The 24,941-nt window shown below is 62.5% G+C and carries 20 protein-coding genes; 5 read left to right on the forward strand and 15 right to left on the reverse strand.

All coding sequences use genetic code 11. From position 1 onward, the window contains the following. Positions 1-144 precede the first annotated feature (144 nt). From DK871_RS21440 to DK871_RS21460, 5 genes are all read right to left on the reverse strand, one after another. Positions 145-900, reverse strand: a complete 756-nt coding sequence (locus DK871_RS21440; protein WP_161906543.1) for an SDR family oxidoreductase — start codon at positions 898-900, stop codon at positions 145-147. Beyond that, entirely contained in the window at positions 890-1,693 is an 804-nt protein-coding gene (locus DK871_RS21445) for an SDR family NAD(P)-dependent oxidoreductase (RefSeq protein WP_161906544.1), read from the reverse strand. Before DK871_RS21445 ends, DK871_RS21440 begins: the two co-directional genes overlap by 11 nt. Further along, entirely contained in the window at positions 1,686-2,507 is an 822-nt protein-coding gene (locus DK871_RS21450; protein WP_161906545.1) for a molybdenum cofactor biosynthesis F family protein, read from the reverse strand. Before DK871_RS21450 ends, DK871_RS21445 begins: the two co-directional genes overlap by 8 nt. 13 nt (positions 2,508-2,520) lie before the next feature. After that, entirely contained in the window at positions 2,521-2,886 is a 366-nt protein-coding gene (locus DK871_RS21455) for a cupin domain-containing protein (RefSeq protein WP_056787204.1), read from the reverse strand. A 134-nt stretch (positions 2,887-3,020) separates the two neighbouring features. Continuing rightward, on the reverse strand, positions 3,021-4,319 hold the full coding sequence (locus tag DK871_RS21460; protein WP_069558480.1) for an FAD-binding oxidoreductase: 1,299 nt from the start codon (positions 4,317-4,319) through the stop codon (positions 3,021-3,023). A 208-nt stretch (positions 4,320-4,527) separates the two neighbouring features. On the opposite strand from DK871_RS21460, the gene hpaR reads away from it, so the two are divergent. Further along, positions 4,528-4,950, forward strand: coding sequence for a homoprotocatechuate degradation operon regulator HpaR (gene hpaR / locus DK871_RS21465; RefSeq protein ID WP_032896376.1), 423 nt, complete (start codon positions 4,528-4,530; stop codon positions 4,948-4,950). Between the two features lie 124 nt (positions 4,951-5,074). On the opposite strand, the gene hpaI is transcribed toward hpaR, so the two are convergent. The 8 genes from hpaI to DK871_RS21505 form a co-directional block, all read right to left on the reverse strand. After that, positions 5,075-5,875, reverse strand: coding sequence for a 4-hydroxy-2-oxoheptanedioate aldolase (hpaI, locus tag DK871_RS21470; RefSeq protein ID WP_161906546.1), 801 nt, complete (start codon positions 5,873-5,875; stop codon positions 5,075-5,077). A 16-nt stretch (positions 5,876-5,891) separates the two neighbouring features. After that, positions 5,892-6,695, reverse strand: a complete 804-nt coding sequence (hpaH, locus tag DK871_RS21475) for a 2-oxo-hept-4-ene-1,7-dioate hydratase (protein ID WP_047711249.1) — start codon at positions 6,693-6,695, stop codon at positions 5,892-5,894. A gap of 11 nt (positions 6,696-6,706) precedes the next feature. Beyond that, entirely contained in the window at positions 6,707-8,011 is a 1,305-nt protein-coding gene (locus DK871_RS21480) for an MFS transporter (RefSeq protein WP_003192395.1), read from the reverse strand. Positions 8,012-8,142: 131 nt separating this feature from the next. Further along, positions 8,143-8,535 (reverse strand): 5-carboxymethyl-2-hydroxymuconate Delta-isomerase, encoded by a 393-nt coding sequence (locus DK871_RS21485; protein WP_161906547.1) that lies wholly within the window; start codon positions 8,533-8,535, stop codon positions 8,143-8,145. A 15-nt stretch (positions 8,536-8,550) separates the two neighbouring features. Continuing rightward, positions 8,551-9,408 (reverse strand): 3,4-dihydroxyphenylacetate 2,3-dioxygenase, encoded by an 858-nt coding sequence (gene hpaD, locus DK871_RS21490; protein WP_014719073.1) that lies wholly within the window; start codon positions 9,406-9,408, stop codon positions 8,551-8,553. Positions 9,409-9,562: 154 nt separating this feature from the next. Beyond that, positions 9,563-11,023, reverse strand: a complete 1,461-nt coding sequence (gene hpaE, locus DK871_RS21495) for a 5-carboxymethyl-2-hydroxymuconate semialdehyde dehydrogenase (protein ID WP_161906548.1) — start codon at positions 11,021-11,023, stop codon at positions 9,563-9,565. Between the two features lie 5 nt (positions 11,024-11,028). Further along, positions 11,029-11,799 carry a fumarylacetoacetate hydrolase family protein gene (locus tag DK871_RS21500; RefSeq protein WP_161906549.1) on the reverse strand — a complete coding sequence of 257 codons (771 nt, stop codon included), beginning with the start codon at positions 11,797-11,799 and terminating at the stop codon, positions 11,029-11,031. Next, entirely contained in the window at positions 11,796-12,461 is a 666-nt protein-coding gene (locus DK871_RS21505; RefSeq protein WP_161906550.1) for a fumarylacetoacetate hydrolase family protein, read from the reverse strand. Before DK871_RS21505 ends, DK871_RS21500 begins: the two co-directional genes overlap by 4 nt. Before the next feature lie 128 nt (positions 12,462-12,589). Here DK871_RS21505 and hpaA point away from each other — a divergent pair, with 128 nt between their 5' ends. From hpaA to DK871_RS21520, 3 genes are all read left to right on the forward strand, one after another. Next, positions 12,590-13,450, forward strand: a complete 861-nt coding sequence (gene hpaA / locus DK871_RS21510) for a 4-hydroxyphenylacetate catabolism regulatory protein HpaA (protein ID WP_161906551.1) — start codon at positions 12,590-12,592, stop codon at positions 13,448-13,450. A gap of 210 nt (positions 13,451-13,660) precedes the next feature. After that, positions 13,661-14,791 (forward strand): type III secretion protein, encoded by a 1,131-nt coding sequence (locus DK871_RS21515; protein ID WP_178116071.1) that lies wholly within the window; start codon positions 13,661-13,663, stop codon positions 14,789-14,791. A gap of 36 nt (positions 14,792-14,827) precedes the next feature. Continuing rightward, positions 14,828-15,682, forward strand: a complete 855-nt coding sequence (locus DK871_RS21520; RefSeq protein ID WP_256677506.1) for a hypothetical protein — start codon at positions 14,828-14,830, stop codon at positions 15,680-15,682. Here the strand turns inward: DK871_RS21520 and DK871_RS21525 are convergent. Continuing rightward, a complete protein-coding gene (locus DK871_RS21525; protein ID WP_161906552.1) occupies positions 15,679-17,103 on the reverse strand; it encodes an efflux transporter outer membrane subunit in 1,425 nt (474 codons plus the stop codon). The genes DK871_RS21520 and DK871_RS21525 overlap by 4 nt on opposite strands. Beyond that, positions 17,103-17,897, reverse strand: a complete 795-nt coding sequence (locus DK871_RS21530; RefSeq protein ID WP_161906553.1) for a helix-turn-helix transcriptional regulator — start codon at positions 17,895-17,897, stop codon at positions 17,103-17,105. Before DK871_RS21530 ends, DK871_RS21525 begins: the two co-directional genes overlap by 1 nt. 490 nt (positions 17,898-18,387) lie before the next feature. Here DK871_RS21530 and DK871_RS21535 point away from each other — a divergent pair, with 490 nt between their 5' ends. Further along, positions 18,388-24,657: a non-ribosomal peptide synthetase gene (locus DK871_RS21535; protein WP_161906554.1), complete on the forward strand. Its 6,270-nt coding sequence runs from the start codon at positions 18,388-18,390 to the stop codon at positions 24,655-24,657. Positions 24,658-24,941 lie beyond the last annotated feature (284 nt).

The following is a 24,941-nucleotide window of genomic DNA, read 5'->3' on the forward strand; positions in this document are numbered from 1 at the left end:
GCTGCATGAGAGCCAATGTGGCAAAGCATTTTGTAGGAGCGAGCTTGCTCGCGAAAGACCCACAGGCGCCGCGTTCATTCAGGAAGCACGCGTTTTCGTTGACGTTTTTCGCGAGCAAGCTCGCTCCTACAGTGAGTTCGGGTTTCAGGTTTCGGGTAGGGTAGACCCACCATCCACCACCAGCGTCTGCCCGGTGATATAGCCAGCCAAATCGGAAGCCAGAAACACCATCGCCCCGGCAATATCCGCCGCCGCGCCCAGGCGGCCCAGCGGCACGCGGCGGGCGATGCTGTCATTCACGGCCGCATCGCCCAGGTTATCCATCGCCGGGGTGGCGATCATGCCCGGCTCCACGCCGTTGACCCGCACATTCAACGGCGCCAGCTCCAGCGCCGCATTGCGGATAAACCCATTCACCCCGGCCTTGGACGCCGCATAGTGGCTCAGCCCCGGATAACCGACACGGTTGCCCGTAACCGAAGACGTCACCAGCACGCAGCCTCCGCCTTGCGCGCGAAACCTCGGCAACGCCGCCTGGGTCAGCCAGAACAGCGCCGACAGGTTCACCGCCAGGGTGCGCTCCAGAATCGCTGGGGTGATGTCGGCAAAGGCGGTCAGCGGAAAGTACCCGGCGTTGTGCACCAGCACATCCAGTTGCGCCAAGCCTTCGACGCAAGCAAACACCGCTTCGGCATCCGCCAGGTCAACGCCAACGGCTTCCACTTGATAGCCCTGCGCGCACAACTCGGCAGCCACGGCTTCAGCCTGTTCAAGCAGGCGGTCGGCAATCACCACCCGCGCACCGCGTTCGGCAAAGGCCTGGACGATGCCCAGGCCAATGCCCTGGGCACCGCCGGTGACCAGCACGACCTGGTCGCTGAAATCCAGGTCATTCGTCATAGGCAGGCTCCAGGCGCGTAAACGCCAGCGTCGGTACGTCGACGATGCTGGAGCCACCGTCCGCCACCAAGGTGGCCCCGGTAATGATCGAGGCGTCGTCGCTGGCCAGGAAGCGGCACACCTTGGCGATCTCGTCGGCACGGGCGGCGCGCCGCAGCGGTACATCGGCACACACACGCGCATAGGCTTGCTGCAAGGTCTCGCCGTACGCCTCCATCAACGGCTGCATCTCCGCGTCGGCCATCGGCGTGTGCACCCAGCCTGGGCACACCGCGTTCACCCGCACGCCATGGGGCCCATAGTCACGGGCCAGCGAGCGGTTGAGCCCGAGCAGCGCATGCTTGGCGGTGGTATAGCCACACACCTCGGGGCCTGCTGCCAATGAGGCGATGGAGCCAATCAGCACCATGTTCCCGGCGCTTTCCTGCAACAGCGGCAGGCAGGCGCGAGCGCTGTAGAACGCACTGTCGAGGTTGCTGCGCAGTGCGCCTTCCCAGGTGGCTGGGCTGGTCTGGGTCGCGCTGCCCAGCCCGTGGCCACCGGCACAGGCCAGCAGCACATCGAGGCGCCCGAAGTGGCTGCGGATTTGTTGGATGAAGCCGTCCCAAGTGTCCGGGCAGGCGGCATCGCCCACCAGGATCAGCCCGCCGGTGTCCTGCGCCACCTGTTCCAGCGGCTCACGACGCCGACCGATCAGCGCCAGATGCGCGCCTTCCTGCGCGTACAGGCGTGCGCAGGCGGCGCCGATGCCGGTGCCGGCCCCGGTGATCACCACCGTGCGCGGCTCAGTCACGGGGGTACTCCGTGTGGTTGAGCACCTGGCAATAGGAACTGATCGGGAAGTTCGACAGCGCGTCGAAGGACGCCCCGGCATAGCCGAAGATCTTGCCGTCGCTGCGGTGCTGTTGCAGATCGATCAGCACCAGGCCGAGGGTGGGCACGATCTTCTCCTGCCAGACGAACAGGTACAGCTGTTCGGCGATCTTGTAGTAATGGCAGCGGTCGGTGTCGCACAGGCCTTTCTCCACGCCCTCAAGGCATTGCCAGGCGTAGAACCGCGGGTTGAGGTAGATGTGTTCGTATACCTCGCTGGGGCTGTAGCGATAGTGGTTGCGCAGGCCGACCAGCTCGTCGGTGGGGGCGTGCAGGCAGTGGCCATCCTGCCACGGCCGGTCGAGGCTGCCGTGGAGGAAGTCGACCTGTACCGAGGTCAGCGGTTTGCCGGCCAGGGCGCGGTGGTACAGGCCTTCGTGGGTCTCTGCTGGCTCCGGCATGCGGCCAATCACGGCGGTAAAGGAGGCATTTGACGTGTCCAGCACCAGGCTGATCGACCAGCTTTGCCCAGCCTCGTGCTTGATAAAGTCCACCAGGTACAGGCCCGGGCGAATCGAGCTGGCGCGGTAGGCGGCGCTGCCGCTGGAGTGACCATCGGCGGCGTGCCAGGCCAGGCGTTCCTGTTCGAAGCGGTGTTCGATCTGCCAGCCATTGGCAAAGTGCAGGGTGAAGGTCTGGCCGGCCAGGTCGGCCAGGTTCGGCAGGATGAACGCCTCGGGTGCAAAACCGTCGGCCAGGGCGCCCACGGTGATCCAGTCAGAAGGATTGGTCATGGCAACGCCTCCCTTACACGACGGCGAAGTAGTGTTTGACGAAACTCTCGCTGACCACTTCCCACAGCACGGGCGTGCCCTTGGTCACGAACCAGCTGTCACCGGCCTTGTAGCGGGTGGATTGGCCGGTGGACTCGTCGGTGAGCACCACTTCGCCGGTGACTATCGTGGCCTGTTCGGCGAACGGGTAGACCATGCGGAACTTGCCCTGGGTGGTGCCGAAGTACGCACTGCTGACCGCATCGGTGGGCGCGCCGAAGGTCATCTTGCCGAAGGCGCGTACTTCGCCTTCGAGGATTTGCGAGCCGAGGTCGGCCACGGTGCCCCAGGCGTCGAGTTCCGACAGCTGGACGTTGTGTTTGATAGCGGTAAGGGTCATGGCAGATGCTCCTGATAAATACGAGATTTTTGTAGGAGCGAGCTTGCTCGCGAAGAACGTCCTGACACCGCGAATCACCGATATGCCCGCGTTATCGTTGACGTTTTTCGCGGGCAAGCCCGCTCCTACAGGGGTTAGCGGCGACCGTTCCAGTAGCCGGATAATTGGTGCCAGGATTTGCCCGCCGTCAGCAGCAGGGGGCGAATCGCGTCCTTGCCGATGATGGTGGGGCGGGGGATCGAGCTGACCAGGTCATAACGCGCCGAGCCCTCGCTCATGCCTTCGGCCAGCACCTTGCAGATGATGTGGCTGGGGGTGACGCCAAAGCCGGAATAGCCCTGCACGAAAAACGCATTGCTGCGCCCCGGCAAGGTGCCCACCTGCGGGAACAGATTCGGGCTGCAGGCCATCGGGCCGCCCCAGGCCAGGTCGATTTTCACGTCCTTGAGGTAGGGGAAAATCTTCAGCATCAGCTGGCGGTTCCAGGCTTTCAGATCGCCGGGAATGTGCTCCACCAACGGCGTGGCGGCGCCGAACAGCAGGCGGTTTTCGTTGGTCACGCGGTAGTAGTCGATCACCGGGCGGATATCGCTGTAGGCCCCACGGATCGGGCTGATGCGCTGGATCAACTCCTCGGACAACGGCTCGGTCATCATCTGGAACGCGTAGGTGTTGATGGTCGAGCGGTGCAGTTCCGGCTCCAGCTTATTGAGGAAGCTGTCACAGGCCCACAGCAACTTGCTGGCGCGTACCGAACCGCGACCGGTGCGCACGGTGATGCGCTCGCCGTAGCTGACTTCCAGGGCCGGGCTGTTCTCGAAGATCTTCACACCATGGCTGACCAGCGCGGTGGCTTCGCCCAGCAGCAGGTTCAGCGAGTGCACATGCCCGCCGCCCATGTGCAACAGGGCGCTGGTGTAGGCGGTGGAGCCGATGATCTGCTGCACGTCAGAGCCGCCGAGAAAGCGGATTTCGTGCTGGCTGTTGATCGACTTGAAGTCTTTCTCCCAGGCGCGCAGGGTTTTTTCCTGGCGGGCGTTGAAGCCCATGTAGCCGTAGCCGTGGCAAAAGTCTGCGTCGATGTTGTACTTGGCGATGCGGTTCTTGATGATGTCGGCGCCCAGGTCGCTGATCTCGAACACTTGGCGCAGGCCGTCTTCGCCCACGTCCTTCTTGATCTTCTCCAGGTCATGGCCGATGCCTGCCATGATCTGCCCACCGTTGCGGCCCGTGCCGCCAAAGCCCAGGTAGCGGGCTTCAAGCACCACGATATTGGTGATGCCTTTTTCGGCCAGCTCAAGGGCCGTGTTGATCCCGGAAAAGCCGCCGCCGATGACCACGACGTCCGCGTCGATATCCTGTTCCAGGGTGGGGAAGCTGAGGTTGTATTTCTTGGTGGCAGTGTAGTACGTGGGGGTTTCGATGTTGATCATGGCGCAGCCTGAAATAGTGAAGGAAGGCGCTAAAGCGGATGCCTCCATTAGGGCCCTTGGCGGGCTGGAAGTCTTGATCCTGCGTGCCCGGGTTTTTGATTCAGCGCGCCACGGGCGAGGGCACCTAATAAGTTATAGCGCGCTCGCCGGCCGGGAATGTTAGAGTTTCGTTAAACTATTAACTAAATACTTCGTGACCCTGAGCCCTATGTCCACACCTCGACAATCCCTGACCCTGGCCTTGCTGCAAGCGCGCGAGGCCGCGATGAGTTTTTTCCGTCCTTCCCTGAATGAACACGGCCTGACCGAACAGCAATGGCGCATCATCCGCATCCTTGAACAGCACGGTGAGTTGGAGATCTATCAACTGGCGGAACTGGCCTGCATCCTCAAGCCGAGCATGACCGGCGTGCTGGTGCGCATGGAAGCGGCCGGCATGGTGCACCGGCGCAAGGCCGAACAGGACCAGCGCCGGGTGCTGATTACCCTGGCGGACAAGGGCAAGGCGAGTTTCGAGTCCATGAGCCAGTGCATGGAGGCCAACTATCAGCGTTTGCAGGATCAGTTTGGCGAAGAGAAATTCCAGATGCTGTTAGGGTTGCTGGATGACTTGAAGAACATCAAGCGCTGACTCAATTGCTGAACCACCACCGGTCAACTGTGGGAGCTGGCTTGCCTGCGATAACGGTGCGTCAGCGACAAATAAGCCAGCTGACCCAGCGCTATCGCAGGCAAGCCAGCTCCCACATTGGATCTCAGTACACGCCACCGGTATGGGTAGCCACAGGCACGTCTTTGAACTTCCCGGCCAGGCTTTGCAGCCCCCGCATCAACACCGTGGTATCGACCCCCACCGCCACGAACGTCGCCCCCAACTCGATATAGCGCCGTGCGAGATTTTCATCCGCACTGAGAATCCCTGCCGCCTTACCCGCCTTGACGATACGCACGATGGCGTCCTCAATCGCCGCCTGCACTTCAGGATGCCCAGGATTACCGCGATGGCCCATGGACGCGCTCAAATCTGCCGGGCCGATAAACACACCGTCCACGCCTTCGACGGTGGCAATGGCGTCCAGATTGGCCAGGCCCTCGGCGTTCTCAATCTGCACCAGCAGGCACATCTGCGCGTCGGCCTGGTCGAGGTAATCGGCGATGCTGTTCCAGCGCGAGGCGCGGGCCAGGGCACTGCCGACCCCGCGAATACCCTGGGGCGGGTAGCGCAGGGCGCGCACCAGTTCCCGGGCCTGGGCGGCGCTTTCGACCATGGGCACCAACAGCGTCTGCGCGCCGATATCCAGCAGTTGCTTGATCAGCGCCGTGTCGCCGATCACCGGGCGAATCAACGCCTGGCTGGGGTAGGGCGCGATGGCCTGTAATTGCGCGAGCATGTCCCCCAGCTGGTTGGGCGCATGTTCGCCGTCGATCAGCAGCCAGTCGAAACCGGCGTTGGCCGCCAGTTCCGCGCAGTAGGCGTTGGCAAAGCCCAGCCACAGGCCGATCTGTACGTCGCCGTTGTGCAGGCGTTGCTTGAAGCGGTTGACAGGCATGTCCATGACAGCACTCCTGGGTTCAGACGAAGCGGCAGGCAATCGAGCCGAGCAGGTCGTAGTCGACGTGGAAGGTATCGCCAGGGCGGGCTGCCACGGGGCGGGTAAACGAGCCGCCGAGAATCACCTGGCCGGGCAGCAGGGTGACGTCATAGGGCGCCAGCTTGTTGGCCAGCCACGCCACGCCCTTGGCCGGGTGGTTGAGCACCGCCGCCGACACACCGGACTCTTCGATCACGCCATTGCGATACAGCACCGCCGGCACCTTGCGCAAGTCGATCTCGGTGGGGCGCACGGCGCGGCCACCGAGCACCACACCGGCATTGGCGGCGTTGTCGGAGATGGTGTCGAACACCTTGCGGGTGGCGTTGGTGTGGGGGTCGACCTGCTGGATGCGGGCGTCGATGATTTCCAGCGCCGGGATCACCCATTCGGTGGCGTCGAGTACATCGAACACCGTGCAGTTGGGGCCCTTGAGCGGTTTGCCGAGGATGAAGGCCAGTTCCACCTCCACCCGTGGCACGATGAAGCGCTCGAAGGGGATGTCGCTGCCTTCGTCGAAAAACATGTCGTCGAGCAGGGCGCCGTAATCGGGTTCGGTGATATTCGACGACACCTGCATGGCCCGTGAGGTCAGGCCGATCTTGTGGCCCTTGAGCGTGCGCCCGGCCTTGATCTTTTGCGCGACCCATTCACGCTGGATGGCGTAGGCGTCTTCGATCGTCATGCCGGGGTAGTCGAGGGAAAACTGGCGCACCTGTTCGCGGCTGCGTTCGGCGCGGTCCAAGTGGGCGGCGGCTGCGAGGATTTGCTGGGAGTCGAGCATGGCAACGGTCTCTAGTGTGGGTTGACGATGGCGGCCTGGGTGCGCAGCACCAGCAAGCCACCGAGGGCGATAAACAGGGCAAGTACGTACAAGGCCAGGCTGGCGCTCTGGGTGGCGTCGCGCATCCAGCCGATCAGGTAGGGCGCGAGGAACGCGGCAATGCTGCCGAACGAGCTGATCATGGCGATGCCCGCCGCCTGGGTGGTGTGGGAAAGAAACGCCGGCGGCAGTTGCCAGAACATCGGCAGCGCGGCACTGGCGCCCATGCCGGCAACCACCAGCCCGCTCATCACCAGCAACGCATTGCCGGGCGCCAAACCCGCCACGGCGATACCGAGCGCCGCCATCAGCAGGGGCACACACAGGTGCCAGCGGCGCTCGCGGTGGCGGTCGGACGAGCGCCCGCAGCCGAGCATGAAGAAGCAGCCGGCCAGGTACGGCACGGCACTGAGCAAGCCCACCTGGCTGTCACGGCCGATGCCGGCGCCGTGGATCAGGGTGGGCATCCAGAACGCCAGGGTGTTGACCGCCAGCATCACCGCAAAGTATACGGCCACCAGCAGCCACACCTGCGGGTCTCGCAGGATGCCGCCGAACGAGGTGATGGTCTTGCGCTGTTCCTCGTTGCTCAATTGGGTGCGCAGTTGCTGTTTTTGCTCGGCAGTCAGCCAGTGCACCGACTCGAAACTGTCCGGCAGCCACTTGAGCACCACCAGTCCCAGCAGCACCACGGGCGCGCCTTCGATCAGGAACATCCACTGCCAGCCGCGCAGGCTGCCGACATCGTGGAAGTTCTCCAGGATCGCCCCGGAAATCGGCCCGCCCAACACCCCGGCCATGGGCACCGCAATGGCAAACAAGGCGGTGACCTGGGCGCGACGGCGCGCCGGGTACCAGCGGTTGAGAAACACCAGGATCCCCGGGAAAAACCCGGCCTCGGCCACCCCCAGTAGAAAGCGCAGCACGTAGAACCCGCGCGCGCTCTCCACCCACAGCATGCCGGTGGAGAGCAGGCCCCACACCACCATCAGGCAGGCGATCCAGCGCCGTGGCCCGACGCGGTCCAGGGCGATGTTGCTGGGCACGCCGAACAGTGCGTAGGCGATGAAAAACAGGCCGGCGCCGAAGCCGTACACGGTGTCGCTGAAGTGCAGGTCGCTGCTCATCTGCATCTTGGCAAAGCCGATGTTGATGCGGTCCAGATGGGCAAACAGGTAACACACCAGCAACAAGGGCATCAGGCGCCAAGTCACCAAACGATGGGTGCGGTCGTGCTCGGCAAGCTGCAGGCTTGCAGTGGAATGGGCTGTGCTCATGGTGTTGTTCTTTTTGTTGTAGGAGCGAGCTTGCTCGCGAAAAACGTCAACGAAAACGCAGCGCTGTTGGGTCCGCGGTACCTGTGGGTTTTTCGCGAGCAAGCTCGCTCCTACAGGGAGGCGGGGCCGTTTCAGGTGGCTGGGTTGTTCAGGAACGCATGCACATTGTTTTGCTTGAAGTTGAGCTGCGGGTGCAGCTCGATCATCTCGAACGACAGCGCCAACAAGCGCTGCGCCTGCAGCTCGGCGAAGTGCTCGGTAATCACCGCGAACACTGCTTGGGCGACGGCCTCGCGGGTTGCCAGGTCGCGGCCGTGGCCGACCTTGAGGGTCATGTGCACAAAGGCATAGCCGTGCTTGCCGTCGGCCATGCGCCAGGTGTCGAGGCGCACGCCGCGACTGCGAATGCCGCCCAACGGAAACACGGCGCTGTCGCCCAGCACGCGGTGGACTTTTTCAAACAGGCCGGGCAAATCGGCCTGCTGTTCGAGGTTGTCGGTGTACTCAGCGATAAAGTGCGGCATGGGGCTCTCCCAGGGTTAAAGCGGGAAAATCGCGTTGATCTGGCCGGTGCCCGAACTGCCGAACGGCGGCGTGATGATCTCGGCCGGCTTGGCATAATCCGGCCCACCCAGCAGGCCCAGGAGCATGGCGGTGTCGTGCATCTTGCCTTCGCCAAAACAGTGTTCGGCGTAGTCGGGCAACATGGCGCAGAACTCCTTGAAGCGACCTTGCTTCCACATTTGCACGACATGCAGGTCCACCTGCTTGTCGAATTCGCGGGTCCAGTTGTGGATATTCGCCTCAGCCTCGCGGTCGTCCGAGAACCGATGGGACAGTGAGCCGGAAGCGAGCACCAGCACCTTGCGGTCGCTCTTTTCGATCGCCCGGCGCACGGCGGCGCCGAAGGCGAAGCTGTCTTCCAGGCGATGCCAGGCGCACCAGGCAGCGATGGAAATCACCTTGAATTTCTCTGCGTCGGGCACACCCATGTGCATGTAGCGCATGGGCACCAGGGTGCCGTATTCCAGCTCCAGGCTCGGGATGTTATGGGCCATGCTGCGCACGCCGGCGAGGTTAGCTTCGGCGGCGATCAGCTCCCCCAGCTCGGGGCAACCGGGGTAGGCGTAATCCATGTTTTTGATGAAGTGCGGCAGCTCGTTGCTGGTGTAGGTGCCCTGGAACTGTTCACCGCAATTGACGTGATAACCGCTGTTGACCAGCCAGTGCACGTCGAACACCACTGCCGTGTCGGCCCCCAGTTCGCGGGCGCGTCGGCCGATTTCCTTGTGCCCGGCAATCGCTGCTTCGCGACAGCCGTGATGCTTGCCGGGCAGTTCCGACAGGTACATCGACGGTACGTGGCAGATCTTCGCTGCCAGAACCACTTCGCCCATGATGACTCTCCTGAATAATTATTCTTGTATGGCCTGTGAGGTCCCTGTGGGAGCTGGCTTGCCTGCGATGGCATCGACTCGGTAGGGCTGAAGGGCCGCGGTGTCTGCATCGCGGGCAAGCCCGGCTCCCACAGGAGGCTTGTTTGAGCCTGGGCTACACGCCCCAGCGCGGAATATGATGACTGCCCATGGAAATACACACGTTCTTGATCTCGGCAAACACTTCGAAGCTGTACTGGCCGCCTTCACGCCCGGTGCCCGAGCCTTTGACCCCGCCGAACGGCTGGCGCAAATCCCGCACGTTCTGGCTGTTGATAAATACCATGCCCGCTTCGATACCGCGCGCCAGGCGGTGGGCCTTGCCGATGTCCTGGGTCCAGATGTAGGAGGCCAGCCCATATTCGGTATCGTTGGCCAGTTGCAGGGCCTCGGCTTCATCCTTGAACGGAATCAGGCACACCACCGGCCCGAAGATTTCCTCCTGGGCGATGCGCATCCGGTTATTCACGTCGGCAAACACCGTCGGCTGGATAAACTGGCCGCGGCGCAGGTGCGCAGGCAAGTTGGCCGGGCGCTCCAGGCCGCCGGCCATCAGCGTGGCGCCTTCTTCCAGGCCGATCTTGATGTAGCCGGTGACCTTGTCGTAGTGGGCCTGGGTGATCATCGAGCCGACCTGGGTGTTTGGGTCCTGTGGGTCGCCGACGATCAGGCGCTTGGCCCGCGCCGCGAACTCGGCGACAAATTGCGGGTAGACGCTTTCCTGGATAAAGATCCGGCTGCCAGCGGTGCAACGCTCACCGTTGAGGGAGAAGATCGTGAACAACGCAGCGTCGAGCGCACGTTCCAGGTCGGCGTCTTCGAAAATCAGCACCGGCGACTTGCCGCCCAGTTCCATGGAGTACTTTTTCAGGCCGGCGCTTTGCATGATTTTCTTGCCGGTGGCGGTGCCGCCGGTAAAGGAAATCGCGCGCACGTCCGGGTGGCGCACCAGTGCATCGCCAGCGGTGGCGCCGTAGCCCTGGATCACATTGAGCACGCCGTTGGGGATCCCGGCTTCCACCGCCAGGCGCCCCAGTTCATTGGCGGTCAGTGGCGACAGCTCCGACATCTTCAACACCGCCGTATTGCCCAGCGCCAGGCACGGCGCGGTCTTCCAGGTGGCGGTCATGAACGGCACGTTCCACGGCGACACCAGCCCGCACACGCCCACTGGCTGGTACAGGGTGTAGTTGAGCATCTGGTCGTCCACCGGGTAGGTGTGGCCGTCCATGCGGGTGCAGACTTCAGCGAAGAAATCGAAGTTGTGCGAGGCCCGTGGGATCAACACGTTCTTGGTCTGGTGGATCGGCAGGCCGGTGTCCAAGGTTTCCAGTTCGGCCAGGTGGGGCACGTTCTGTTCGATCAGCTCGCCCAGCTTGCGCATCAAGCGCGCGCGCTCCTTGGCTGGCGTATTGGCCCACTTGGGAAACGCCGCCTTGGCCGCCGCCACGGCCTGCGCGATTTCTTCGGCACCGCCGCTGGCTACTTCGCCGATGGCCTCGCCGGTGGCCGGGTTGTAGTTGATAAAGGTGTCTTTGCTTTCGACCTCACGGCCGTTGATCCAGTGTTTGATCATGGTGCTCAAGCCTCTTTGCGCGCGGAGAAAAACTCCGTTTCACTGACAATACGGTTGACCAGGCGTCCCACACCTTCGACTTCCACCACCACTTCATCCCCCGGCACCACATCGGCCAGGCCCTCGGGCGTGCCGGTGGCGATCATGTCGCCCGGTTGCAGGGTCATGAAGCTGGACAGGTATTGGATGAGGTAGGGGATATCGAAAATCATGTCTTTCGTGCTGCCTTCCTGGCGCAGTTCGCCGTTGATCCAGGTGCGCAGCTTCAGGTTGCCTGGGTCGGGCACATCGGCCACGTCGACGATCCATGGGCCGACCGGGGTGGTGGCGTCGCGGTTTTTCACGCGAAGGTTGGGGCGGTAGTAATTCTCGAGGTAGTCGCGGATCGCATAGTCGTTGCACACCGTGTAACCGGCCAGGTAGTCCAGGGCGTCGGCGCGTTTGACGTTGCGCGCGGTCTTGCCGATCACCGCCACCAGCTCGCACTCGTAGTGCATGTAGGCGACGTTGTCTGGGCGCCAGGTAACTTGACGGTGGCCGGTGTAGGCGCCCACCGATTTGATAAAGGCCAGCGGCTCGGTCGGCGGCGTAAAGGCCAGTTCGGCGGCGTGGTCGGCGTAGTTCAAACCCAGGGCGAACATGTTGCCGGTGGCGGGTGGCAGCCATTGCACCTGATCTTCGGCCAGCAACCGCCCATCCTCCAGGCGTACGCTGCAGTCGGCTTGCACCAATACGTTGTGGGTTGCACCTTCAAAGCGGATACGTGCGCGTTTCATACCGATGCCTCCGCTGCAATGGTATTGCTCAGGCGGCCAATGCCGGTGATGTCGACCTCAACCTGATCGCCTGGCTGTACATCCACGCGGCCTTCCGGGGTGCCGGTAATCAGCACATCGCCGGGGTGCAGGGTCATGAACTCGCTGATCTCGGCGATCAATTGCGGGATGTCGCGTACCCAATGGGCGGTAGAGCTTTCCTGGCGCAGCTCGCCATTGACGAACAGCTTGAGGCTCAGTTGATTAGGGTTGGCGACTTGATCCCGCGCAACCAGCTGCGGGCCCAGGGCGCAAAACCCATCGCGGCATTTGGCTTTGACGGCGGGGCGGTAGTAGCTGTCTTCCGGCAGGCTGAATTCATTCACCACCACATACCCGGCCACATGGGCCATGGCGTTCTCCAGGCTGACGCGGCTGGCGCGCTGGCCGATCACCACGCCCAGCGCCGGGCCCGGTTGCAGGCGCTCGCCCGCAGGCTGCAGCACCACACCGCCGTGGCCATTACGCGTATTGGGGGTTTTGATAAACAGCACCGGCTTGGTTGGCGGCTGCTGGTAGGGCGCCTGTTGGAAGGCGGCGAGATGCTGGTCCAGCAGGCCCTGGTAGTTCAGCGCAACGCCGAACAGGGTGCCGCTGGCAACATCATGCAGGGTACGGCTCATGCGTTTCTCCTGGCGGTGACGACGGCTGCATAGGCAGTTCGTTAAGTTGTTAACGTTATAATTAATATGTTAACTACCGTCAAGCGTGGCACACTGCGCTGGCCTCAAAATAACAAGAAGAGAGCCCCGTGAAGCCGATCCCCAACATCAACATCGGGCAGGTCTACGACCAGCGCTACAGCGACGCCGAGGTGCATTACGACAAGCTTGGCAACCTGGCGGGTTTTTTCGGGCGCAATATGGCGGTGCATCGCCATGACCGGTTTTTCCAGGTGCATTACGTCAAGAGTGGCGCGGTGCGGGTGTATCTGGATGACCGCCAGTACGTCGAATCGGGGCCGATGTTTTTCCTCACGCCGCCCACGGTGGCCCACGCTTTTGTCACCGAAGCGGATGCCGATGGGCATGTGTTGACGGTGCGCCAGCAGCTGGTATGGAGTTTGATCGACGCCGATCCCAGCCTTGCCTCCGGTGCGGCCTGTGTCGCCTTGACTGACGACGCCGAGGGGCTGGAGCCACTCTTCGAGGCGCTGTGCAGTGAAATCAACACCGAACGGGCAGGGCGCGCCGCCGCCCTCGACAGCCTCACAAGGCTGATCATGATCCGCCTGCTGCGCCTGTGCGCCCACGCCCAGCCGGCACGCCCGACAGCCCATGAAGACCTGCGCATCTTCCATCGTTTCAACGAGCTGATCGAAGCCCACTACCTGGAACATTGGCCGTTGGCGCGTTATGCCGAAAGTATTGGCGTGACCCAGGCGCGGCTCAATGAAGTGTGCCGGCGCATTGCCGACCTGCCCTCCAAGCGCCTGATCCTGGAGCGGCTGATGCAGGAGGCCAAGCGCCTGCTGTTGTTTACCGGCAGTTCGGCAAATGAAATCTGCTACCAACTGGGGTTCAAGGACCCGGCGTATTTCAGCCGGTTTTTCTTGCGGTATGCGCAGATGACGCCGGGTGAGTATCGGATACGGCAGGCGGGGATGCGCTGATAAGGGGTCGGACAAAAAACGCAACGTTGAGGAATTGGCTGATAGTGCTCCGTTAAGCGAGAAGGATGTTGTTACCTGTCGAGCCGGAACCTTTCCCCCCGCCTGGCCACGCAAGAGGACTTGTTCAGTGCCGGATTCGGCAGTGGCAGTGGGCAAGTAGTGCCAGACCGTTCGCGACTATCCTCCTTCGATCAAATGAGACGCCCTACCATGCTCACGCACACTCAGCCTGCTTATTCGCCCGCGCACTCAACGTTTACATCGCCTGATAAAACCCTTGATCAGGCAGTGACAGATCGACCCAATCACTTGGGTAAATTACCGGCACATTCTCCGATTGGCCCAAGTGTTAACTCAAACCGGGACGCAGAGCTGGGGGAGCTGTTGAAGTTGTTGGGTACATTAGTGGTGGCACTTAAAACCTGGATGAGCAGGGAGGATGAGGCGCCGAAACCACAGCCACCCGTTACGGCTTACCCAACCCCACTTGTAAGTTCACCGCACCGGCCGCTGGTTAATACCGTGCCTGCACCGGACCCCGCTCCAACCGTCAGGCGTGAGTGGAAAGAACAATTGGCACCGTTCATGAACCGGTCGAACCTGGCCAGTACCCGTAACGCGTTTGATACCGAACTTATTGAGATGTTCTCAGATAACAACTATGAGCCAATCACCACGTTTATGTCTGAAAAAACCAAAGGTCAAACGCCTGACGATCTGCGCAATGGGTTGCGTGCCACGTATGAGAACTTTCCTTATCTGGGTGCCCTGGGCCGAGAGGAGCACGTGGCTGCGATCAAGGTTGCCATGGCCACGTTCGGGCAAAGCCCAGCGGGGATTTTCAAGCACGTCGTCAAACATGATGACCACTATGACGTGACGATGCGAGACGGCTTCAAGCTGACAATCACCGTTGAAGAACTTGAACTGGCGGCCAAGGCGGCAAAGTTCAGTGGCGGCGATGAAGGCATGGTCAAGGATGCGCAATTTCTGTTTGCTGTGATGAGCAAGCGTCAATACCTGGAGCTTGAGCGCGACAGCGCAACGGACCCCTTCATGAGCCTGTACGGCAAAGACAGTGCGTACCACGCCCATCGCACTTATCCCGGTGTGCTGTCGGGGGCCGGAGGCGGTATCGACGGTGATACGGCGCTGTCCTATCTGGGGCTTAAAGAACATCTGCAGGTCATCGATGCCAGTGCATTGGGCACGCAGGTCGGCGTGCCGTTGGACAAGGGCGCACGAAACAAGAATGGCGTGATTATTGAGGGCGTGATGGAGGGGCAGTTATATAACACGCCGGTTTCACCGTCATTGAAGGTGGTCACGCTTCGCGGGTGATTTAAAGTGCTTAGTGAATAATAGGGGTTATTCAACATGTTAGTGTCTTCTGTTAACACTGCTGCTTTTGGTCATGCCAGGGCAAGCGACGCCGTCACTTCTTCACGTGTTTTGCCCTTCGCCAACGCCTCTGCCCCAACTGGAACTTCTGAACAACTCAGTCGCCTGGTCGGTGAATTGGAGCGTTTGTTGGCGCTGTTATCTGCGCGGTTAAAACCTGAAGTCCATTCAACACCTTTGCCTGCGCAGGTTTCCGATAACCGCACCATCAGACGTGACGAGTTCTTGAAAGGTACGCCTGCAAATACGGGCATCAAGCCTGGTGATATTTTCAAAGACTTTTACCAATTGGCCGAAGGTAATTGCGTGACGATATCGGCGATTAAAGCCGCGATGATGAGGTTCGGCCATAACCCTTACGGTATTTACAAAACCATTGAGGCCACCGATAGCGGCTATCGCATTGTCATGCGCGATGGGTTCAAACTGCACATCACCCATGACGAACTGAAGCAGGCCAAGGCCGGCGCCAACTTCGGCACCGACAGGCCCAACGATGTTCTGGTCAATGCGCAGTTTTTATACGCTGTCAGTGCCAAGCGAGCCTATCTTGAAAATAATGATGGGGAGGCCAATAAGAGCTTTGCCGCCGCCATGCGCAGCCTCAATGATGGTGAGTATCCGGGGCAGGCGTTGCGTCGCCTGGGCTTGAAAGACTTCGTTGCGCCCGCAACCCTCCAGGACTTCCTCAACGGCGCCATTGGCACGGTCAACAGCGGGTTTCATTCGATGGCCGCCGTGGGCGGCTTCGTGGACAGTTATGGGCACAAACAGCCGCTGGATAACCGCGACCCAAATCGTCATGCCGAGTCTGGACTCAAGTTGCTCTAACGCGCCGCCGCCAGGTTCGGCCATTGCGTCCACGCGCCACCCAGCGCCGTATACAGATTCACCTCGGCGACCAACTGCGCCAGTCGGTCCACAATCAGCACCTGTTGCGCGCTGAACAGCGAACGCTGCGCATCGAGGAACGTCAGGTTGCTGTCCACGCCGCTGCGGTAGCGGTGCTGGGCCAGGTTGTAATAGGTCTGGTTGGCCTCGACGAAATCCCGTTGCGCCGCCAGTTGGTCGTTGAAGGTCTGGCGTGCGGCGAGGCCGTCGGCCACTTCCTGGAAGGCAGCCTGGATGGATTTTTCATACTGGGCCACGGTGATGTCTTTTTGCAGCTTGGCGTAATCCAGGCTGGCGCGCAGGCTGCCGGCGTTGAAGATCGGCAGGTTGATTTGCGGCTGGAACGTCCAGCTGCCCAAGCCGCCCTTGAACAGCCCCGACAGCTCCGTGCTGGTGCTGCCCGCGTTTGCCGTGAGGGTCACGGAAGGAAAGAACGCAGCGCGGGCCGCACCGATATTGGCGTTGGCCGCCTGCAGCTGGTATTCGGCCTGGAGGATATCCGGGCGGCGTTGCAGCAGGTCCGAGGGCAAGCCGGCGGGGACGCGGGCGACCAGGTCATCGGCCAGCGGGCGCGCGGGCAAGTGTTCATCCACCGGGCCACCCACCAGCAACGTGAGGTTGTTCAGGTCCTGGGCCACCTGGCGCTCATAGCGGGCCACGCTGGCGCGAGTACTTTCTACCGCTGTGCGCGCTTGCACCACGTCCAGCGCCGAGGCTTTGCCTGCGCTTTTACTGCGGCGGGTCAATTGCCAGCTGTGGTCGTTGGCCGCCAGGGTTTGCTCGGCCAGGGCCAGCAGTTCTTGATCGGCCCGCCAGGTCAAGTAGGCATTGGCGACGTTGGCCACCAGGCTCAATTGCGCGCTGCGCCGCGCTTGTTCGCTGCCCAGGTAAGTGAGCAGCGCCTGTTCGCTGAGGCTGCGCACGCGGCCGAACAAATCCAGTTCATAGGCGCTCAGCCCCAAGGTGGCGGAATAGCTGGAGGTGATCGCTGACTTGCCGGTGCCGGTCACGCTCCCTGGCAACTTCTGACGCTTGCCGGCGCCGGTGGCGGAGATCGCCGGGAACAAATCCGCGCGCTGGATACGGTACTGCGCCTGGAACGCCTGCACATTCAGGGCTGCCACCCGCAGGTCGCGGTTGTTGACCAGTGCATCATCAATCAGCTGTTGCAGCGCTGGGTCGTGGAACAGCTGCTGCCAGTCCGGGTTCTGCGCCAAGTTGCCAGCCTGCGCCAGGCGGTAGACACCGCCTTGGGGGTACTGCGCAGGCGCCGGCGCCGCTGGCTGCTGGTACGCGGGGATCAGCGAGCAACCGCCGAGCATCCAGGCCATGCCGAGGGTGCACAGCGCCTGTTTATTCATCAGGCGCCCACCATCCATTTGGCCAGGCCATGTCGGCCGCTCACGCCCAGCTTGGCGGCGGCGCGCTTGAGGTAGGTCTCGATCGAGCTGTTTTTGACGCTGAGTTTCTGTGCGATTTGCGGCACGGTGCCGCCGGTCAGCAGGCCCAGGCACACTTCCTGTTCCCGCGCCGAAAGGGTGATATCGCTCAAAGACAAACGTTTGTAGAACTCACGCTGCAACTGCGATTGTTCCAGCAGGGTATGGGCCGGCTCTGTCTCGGCATGCGGCGCCTGGCGCAGGCACTGGGCGTGCCGTTCCATCAACGGCAACAGCGTGTCCGACAGGCACTTGAGAAACGACAACTCAGCCAGGGAAAAACCCTGTTGGGTCGGCAGGCGGTAGAGCGAAATCACACAGCGCCGGTTGCCCTGGCGCGATACCAGGTTGCACTGGTGCGAGGTGCCGCGCGGGTGCATGCTGTTGGCCTTGGCGTTCATCTGGATCAGCAGCGGGTCTTGCATGTGCAGCATCTGCCGCAACAACGGGTGGTCGTTCAGCGCATGCAAGGTCTGGGACACCGACAAATCCTTTTTCACCCCGGCGCTGCCCAGTAACTTGATGTCCAGCACGCGGTCGCGCAGTTCATCCAGCGTCCATTCGCTGAGGTCTACCAGGTGAATCGGTACCCACTTGCCCACCAGCTGCAGCATGGTGGCGGCGAAATGCTCGTCGCCGCTGTTTGAAATCAACTCGCCCATTTCGGCATAGAAATGCGGGCCGCAGGTGTCGCCAATACTTGGGGTCAGACTCATAGCCATCTCATCCTTGATGTCGAAAACCGTCAACGGTTGCCCAGGGCCTGTGCAGGGCGCTCCGTACTGCTTGAACGTAACTCGGCGTTCGAGATTTTATTTAGCCATAGGGATTTGTCCTACGTATGTAGCGGAAACGAGGGACACAAACTGCCATAAAAACTGCGCCATTAAACCGACGTTTCTCATGAGTTGAGCCGGCTACGTACAGGCGTAAGTTATTTTTAGCATTGGTTAACTTGTTGATATAAAAGATGAATTTATAAAATTAAGGGGTTGTCCATAGGCTCGGGATGGATCCGATGTAGCCAATCTCCTACAACGCTTTAATCGTTTCAGCCATGAACCTTCGGCCAAGGCCCATCCATCCATTTGAATGTCCGGGTTTCGGGTGTCAGACGCCCCCCGGCGCCCATGCTCAAATCCGGCCACTTCGGTGTAATGGGCCACCTCTGCGCGGCCAGTGCCTGACCCCCATGAGAAGGATCTTATGCAGCATTCCTCCAGCCTGCCGGCCCGCTTCCCCCTCACTGGCGCCCAACGAGACATTTGGCTCGACCAACTGCGCGTGGGCGACTCGCCGCTGTACAACATTGGCGGCTACCTGGATTTTGCCGGCACCGTCGAGCCCGAACGCATGCAGCGTGCCGTCGCACTGCTGGTGGCCCGTCACGATGCGCTACGCACTCAACTGCATACCGACGCCAATGGCCTGCCTGGGCAAACATTCGCCCCTGAGCTGAGGGTGGAAATGGCGCTGCATGATTTCTCCGCGCTGCCCGATCCATCGGCGGCAACCCAAGCCTTGATGCAGGCGCAAATGGCCCGGCCCTACGCCCTGAGCGGCGAACCACTGTGCCGGTTTTTCCTGGTCAAACTTGACCATGATCACTACCGCCTCGGCACCCAGGCTCATCACCTGATCCTCGACGGCTGGGGCTTCGGCCAGATGCTGCAATCCCTCGCGCAGCTCTACAGCGCCCTGGAGCAGGGGCGCGACACTGAGCTGCTGGCGCCGTCCTACATCGACTTTATCGACACCGACCAGCGCTACCTGCACTCGGCCCGCTACGCCCGCGACCGCGACTACTGGCTGGGCAAATACCAAGTGCTGCCCGAACCACTGCTCACCCCCAGGCACAACGCCAAGACGTCGAGCAACACCTGGGTGCAAGGCTTCCCGGTGCAGTTGCAGAGCCGCATGGAGCAGGTTGCCAACCACTACCAGGCGTCGGCCTTTCATGTGTTGCTGGCGGCGATGTATGTGTATTTCACCCGCACCAGCCAACGCCAGGAATGGGGCGTGGGGCTACCGATTCTCAACCGCTCCAACGCGCGTTTTCGCGCCACGGTGGGCCTGTTCACCCAGGTCAGCGCGGTACGTTTTGCGTTCAGCGAGGGCGTGTCTTTCGGTGCACTGGTGCGGGGCATCCGCGATCAGCTCAAGCAGGATTTTCGTCATCAGCGCTACCCGTTGAGTGAGATGAACCGCGAGCTGGGCCTGCGTAGAACAGATCGCGGGCAACTTTTTGACGTGTCGGTATCGTTCGAGCAGGACGACCACGACCTGCGCTTCGGTCAGGTCCAGGCCCGCGCGATCAAGGTCTCCAATCAGCATGAAGCGCTGCCGCTCGCCATTCACCTGCGCAGCCATCGTTACCAGGACCATGCGTGGCTGCATTGCGTCTACAACGAGGCGTATTTCCAGGCGGGTGACGTGCAGGCGTTGGCCCAGCGTTTCATCGGGCTGCTGGAGCAGGGGCTGGAGGACACTGCGCTGCCCATCGGCGAGTTTTGCATGCTGCTGCCCGAGGAGCAGGCCCGACTGCTGCACTGGAACGCCACCGCGCAGCCCAACGCCACGCCGCAAACCCTGCACCAGCGTATCGAGGCCCAGGCCGCACGCACGCCCCACGCTATTGCGGCGGTGTATCAGGACCGCTCCCTGAGTTACACCCAACTCAACCGCCAGGCCAATGCACTGGCTCATCAACTAGTGGCGCTCGGCGTACAGCCCGATGACCGCGTTGCGATCCTGGCCCGGCGTGGCCTTGACACCCTGGCGGGGCTGTTGGCGATCCTCAAGTCCGGCGCCTGCTACGTGCCGCTGGATCCGGCCCATCCCGCCGAACGCCTGGAGTATCTGCTGCACGACAGCGCGCCCGTGGCCATCCTGACCCAGCGCGATTTACGCCAGCGCCTGCCCGTCTCGACGGTACCGGTGATCGCGCTGGAGCCTGGCAATGCGTCCATCGATAGCAACCCTCAAGTCGCAGTCACGCCGTCGAACCTGGCCTATGTGATTTACACCTCGGGCTCCACCGGCTTGCCCAAGGGCGTGATGGTTGAACACCACAGCGTGTCGAACCTGGTGGACTGGCATTGCCAGGCGTTCGACCTGCACGCGGGCAGCCACACCGCCAGCGTCGCCGGCTTCGGTTTTGATGCCATGGCCTGGGAGGTCTGGCCGGCGTTGTGCGTGGGCGCGACCTTGCACCTGCCACCGGCCCAGGAGGGCGCGGAAGATATCGACGCGTTGCTTCACTGGTGGCGCTCGCAACCGTTGCAGGTGTGTTTCCTGCCCACGCCTGTGGCCGAATATGCGTTCAGCCAGGGGCAGGGGCATCCCACCTTGCGCACCTTGCTGATCGGCGGCGACCGCCTGCGCACCTTCACCCAGGCACAGACGTTCGCGGTGGTGAACAACTATGGCCCCACGGAAGCCACGGTGGTGGCGACCTCGGGACGTGTCGAGGTGGGCCAGCCGTTGCATATCGGCGCGCCGGTCGCCAATGCCCACATCTACCTGCTGGACGCGCAACAACGCCCGGTGCCGATTGGCGTGGCGGGGGAGTTGTACGTTGGCGGCAAGGGGGTGGCGCGGGGGTACCTGAACCGTCCGCAACTCAGTGCCGAACGTTTTCTCGACGACCCTTTCAGCGGCGCTCGCCTGTACCGCACTGGCGACCTGGCGCGCTGGCTGCCAGACGGCAATCTCGACTACCTGGGGCGCAACGACGACCAGGTGAAAATCCGTGGCGTGCGCATCGAACTGGGAGAAATCGAGTCGGCCCTGGTCAGCCATCCGGCGCTTCAGGATGCAGTGGTGCAGTTTCGCGACGGGCAATTGTGGGCGTGGTTTGTGCCACGTCAGCCTGTGGAAATCGAAGCACTGCGCACCCACCTGCAAGCCACGCTGGCGGACTACATGCTGCCCGCGGCTTACGTGCGCCTCGACGCCTTGCCCCTCACCGCCAACGGCAAGCTCGACCGCCGAGCCTTGCCGGCGCCGACCCAGGAAGCCTTTATTACCCGTCGCTTCGAAGCGCCACAGGAGGGCGTGGAAACCATACTGGCGCAGATCTGGTCTGAGTTGCTGCACGTGCAGCCAGTGGGCCGCCATGACCATTTCTTCGAGCTGGGCGGGCATTCGCTGTTGGCGGTGCAACTGGTGCAGCGCATGCGCGAGGCCGGCCTGCGCGCCGATGTGCAGGTGCTGTTCGGCCAGCCGACGTTGGCGGCGTTGGCGGCGGCGTGTGTCGGCCACGAACAGGCGGTGCCAGCCAATCGAATTCCGGCCGGTTGCACCCATATCACCCAGGATTTGCTCGTCCTGGCCGAACTTGACCAAACCAGCCTCGACCGCATCGTCGCCGGCATCCCCGGTGGCGCCGCCAATGTGCAGGACATCTACCCGCTGGCGCCGTTGCAGGAAGGGTTGCTCTACCACCACCTCACCGACACGCATGACCCGTATCAGCAACAAGCGCTGTTCAGCTTTGCGCACCGCGAGCAACTGGAGGCCTTTGCCAGTGCCCTGCAACAGGTGATCAATCGCCACGATATTTTGCGCACCAGCCTGGCGTGGGATGCCCTTGAACAACCGATGCAGGTGGTGTGGCGCCAGGCGCAGTTGCGGGTCGAACCGCTGCGCGAACCGGCGCAACCGCTGGACTTGCGCCAGGCGCCGCTGATGGCCCTGGATTACGCCGAGGAGCCCCAGCACCCGCGCTGGGTCGCCAGGTTGCGCTTTCATCATCTGGTCAACGATGCCACGTCGACCACGCTGCTGGTGGACGAGATTCGCGCCCATTTGCTGGGCCAACAGGCGCAACTGCCCGCGCCCGTGCCTTATCGCAACATGGTGGCGCAGGCCCGTTCAACGGCTCGTCAGGCAACGCACGAGGCATTCTTTCGAGCGCGTCTGGCGGATGTGGGTGAGCCGACCTTGGCGTTCGGCCTGCAGGAGCGCCAGGCCAATCGCGACGAAACCGAAGAGGCGCAGCGTGCGCTCAGCGACACGCTCAATCTGCGCCTGCGCAGCCAGGCCCGCGCCCTGGGGGTGAGTGCTGCGAGCCTGTTCCACCTGGCCTGGGCCCAGGTGCTCAGCCGTGTCGCGGGCCGCGAAGACGTGGTGTTCGGCACCGTGCTGCTCGGCCGTTTGCAAGCCGGCGAGGGCGCCGAGCGGGCCTTGGGCATGTTCATCAACACCTTGCCGCTGCGCCTGCGCCTGGCCGGGCAAAACGTGGCGCAGGCGCTGCACGACACCCACGCGCAACTGAGTGCCTTGCTCGCCCATGAACAGGCGTCGCTGGCATTGGCCCAGCGCTGCAGTGGGGTGACCGGGCTGTTCAACAGCCTGCTCAACTACCGTCACACCTCGGCCGACCCCGAGCTGAACCTGGTGCCGGGCATTGCCTTGCTCAGCAGTGAAGACATCCTCAGTTACCCGTTGATGCTCACGGTGGACGACCTGGGCAGTGGCTTGCGGCTCAAGGCCAAGACGCCGCGGGCAGTCGGCGCTGAACGGGTCTTGGACTACTTGGACACCGTGCTGAATGGCCTGTTGGACGCACTGGAAAACACGCCGAAAATGCCACTGCGCGAGGTGCCAGTGTTGCCCTCCAGCGAACTGCACAGGCTACTGGTGAACCTCAACGCGACCGCCACCGACTACCCCCACACGTTGACCGTGCAAGCGCTGTTTGAAGCCCATGCGCGGCGAATCCCCGATGCCATCGCGGTGCAGACGGATGAGCAGGCATTGACCTACCGCGAGCTCAACGAACGCGCCAACCAACTGGCCTTCCACTTGCGCGAGCACGGCGTACAGCCCGACGCTCGGGTGGCGTTGTGCGTAGAGCGTGGGTTGGACTTGGTGGTGGGCTTGCTGGGCATTCTCAAGGCGGGCGGTGCCTATGTGCCCCTCGACCCCGGTTACCCACGCGAGCGCCTGGCCTACATGCTTGCCGACAGCCAGCCGGTGGCGCTGCTGGTACAGGCCGCCACCCGCGACGTGTTGGGTGATGTCTCGATCCCGCTGATCGACTTCGACCACTGCGCCTGGAACCATGCACCGATCGACAACCCACAAGTGCCCGGCTTGAGCGTCGCCAACCTCGCCTACGTGATGTACACCTCGGGTTCCACCGGCACACCCAAGGGCGTGATGATCGAGCATCATGGCCTGGGCAACCTGCTGCAGTGGGGCTCGCAGCTGTGCCCGAACGCCGAAGGCGGCGCCTTGTTGCAGCGTGCGCCATTCAGCTTCGACGGTTCTGTGTGGGAGCTGTTCTGGCCGTTGAGCAACGGCATGCGCCTGGTGTTGGCGCGGCCCGATGGGCACCGCGAGCCGGCGTATCTGGCGCAAGTGATTCGCACGCAGCAGATCAGCGTGATCAAGTTCGTGCCCGCCATGTTGCAGCAGTTTCTCGACCTGGACGCATCGGCCCTGTGCACCAGCCTCACCGATGTGCTGTGCGGCGGGGGCGAACTTACCGCCGCCCTGGCCCGAGGCGTACAGGCGCGCTTGCCCAGGGTGCGTTTGCATAACGTGTACGGCCCCACCGAAGCCACGGTGGACAGCAGCGCCTGGACCCTCGAACCCGGCGCGCCGGTGCCCGCCCTGCAACTGCCGATTGGCCGCCCCATCAACAACACCCGCCTGTACGTGTTGGACGCCCACGATGCACCGGTGCCCATGGGCATCAGCGGCCAACTGCACATCGGCGGCGTCGGCGTTGCCCGTGGCTACCTGGGCCTGGAGCAGTTGACTGCCGAACGTTTTATCGACAGCCCCTTCGTGGCTGGCGACCGCCTGTATCGCACCGGCGACCTGGTGCGCTACCTGCCCGACGGCAATCTTGAATTCCTTGGGCGCAACGACTTCCAAGTCAAACTGCGCGGCGTGCGCCTGGAACTGGGCGAGATCGAAGCGCGCCTGTCCGCCCACCCGGCGTTGCACGAGGTGGCCGTATTGATTTGCGATGAGCGCCTGGTGGCCTACTTCACCCTGCGCGGCCAGGCGCCGAGCCTGCAAGCCTTGCGTGAGCATGTGCTGGAGCACCTGCCGGAATACATGGTGCCGGCCGCCTTCGTGCAACTCGACGCACTGCCCCTCAACCCCGCCGGCAAACTCGACCGCAAGGCCCTGCCGGCGCCAGGGTTGGAGGCCGTGCTTAGCCGAGCCTACGAAGCGCCAGTGGGCGAGGTGGAAACCCTGATGGCCCAGATTTGGGCCGAGGCGTTGAAGCTCGAACGGGTAGGGCGCCATGACCACTTCTTTGAACTGGGCGGGCACTCCCTACTGGCCGTGAACCTGGTAGCCCGCCTGCGCAAGGCCGGGCTGGACGTGGACGCGCGCACCCTGTTCAGCCAGCCCACGCTGGCGCAACTGGCCGCAAAAACAGTGGCGCAGGCCCCGCGCGCAGAAGCCCCCCAAACCGCCATCCCCCAACTCAACCGCCGTCGACGGATTTAGCTCAGGCACTGCGATCCAATGTGGGAGCTGGCGTGCCTGCTATGGCCATAGGTATCTACACAATTCAGAGCCGACGCTGGACCTGTGGCGAGGGAGCTTGCTCCCGTGACGGCCTGACAGCCGGCGCCTACCTCCCTGGCGCCCAGGATCCAAATGTGGGAGCTGGCTTGCCTGCGAAGACGGCCTAACAGTCAATATAGTTGGACCGTGTACATATCCATTCCTGCGGTAACGGCCACCTAGGGTTCCGCTCTGACAGCGGCTCACTTTTGAAAAGCGCAAAA

Source organism: Pseudomonas sp. L13, assembly GCF_009935965.1.
Lineage (GTDB): Bacteria > Pseudomonadota > Gammaproteobacteria > Pseudomonadales > Pseudomonadaceae > Aquipseudomonas > Aquipseudomonas lactis.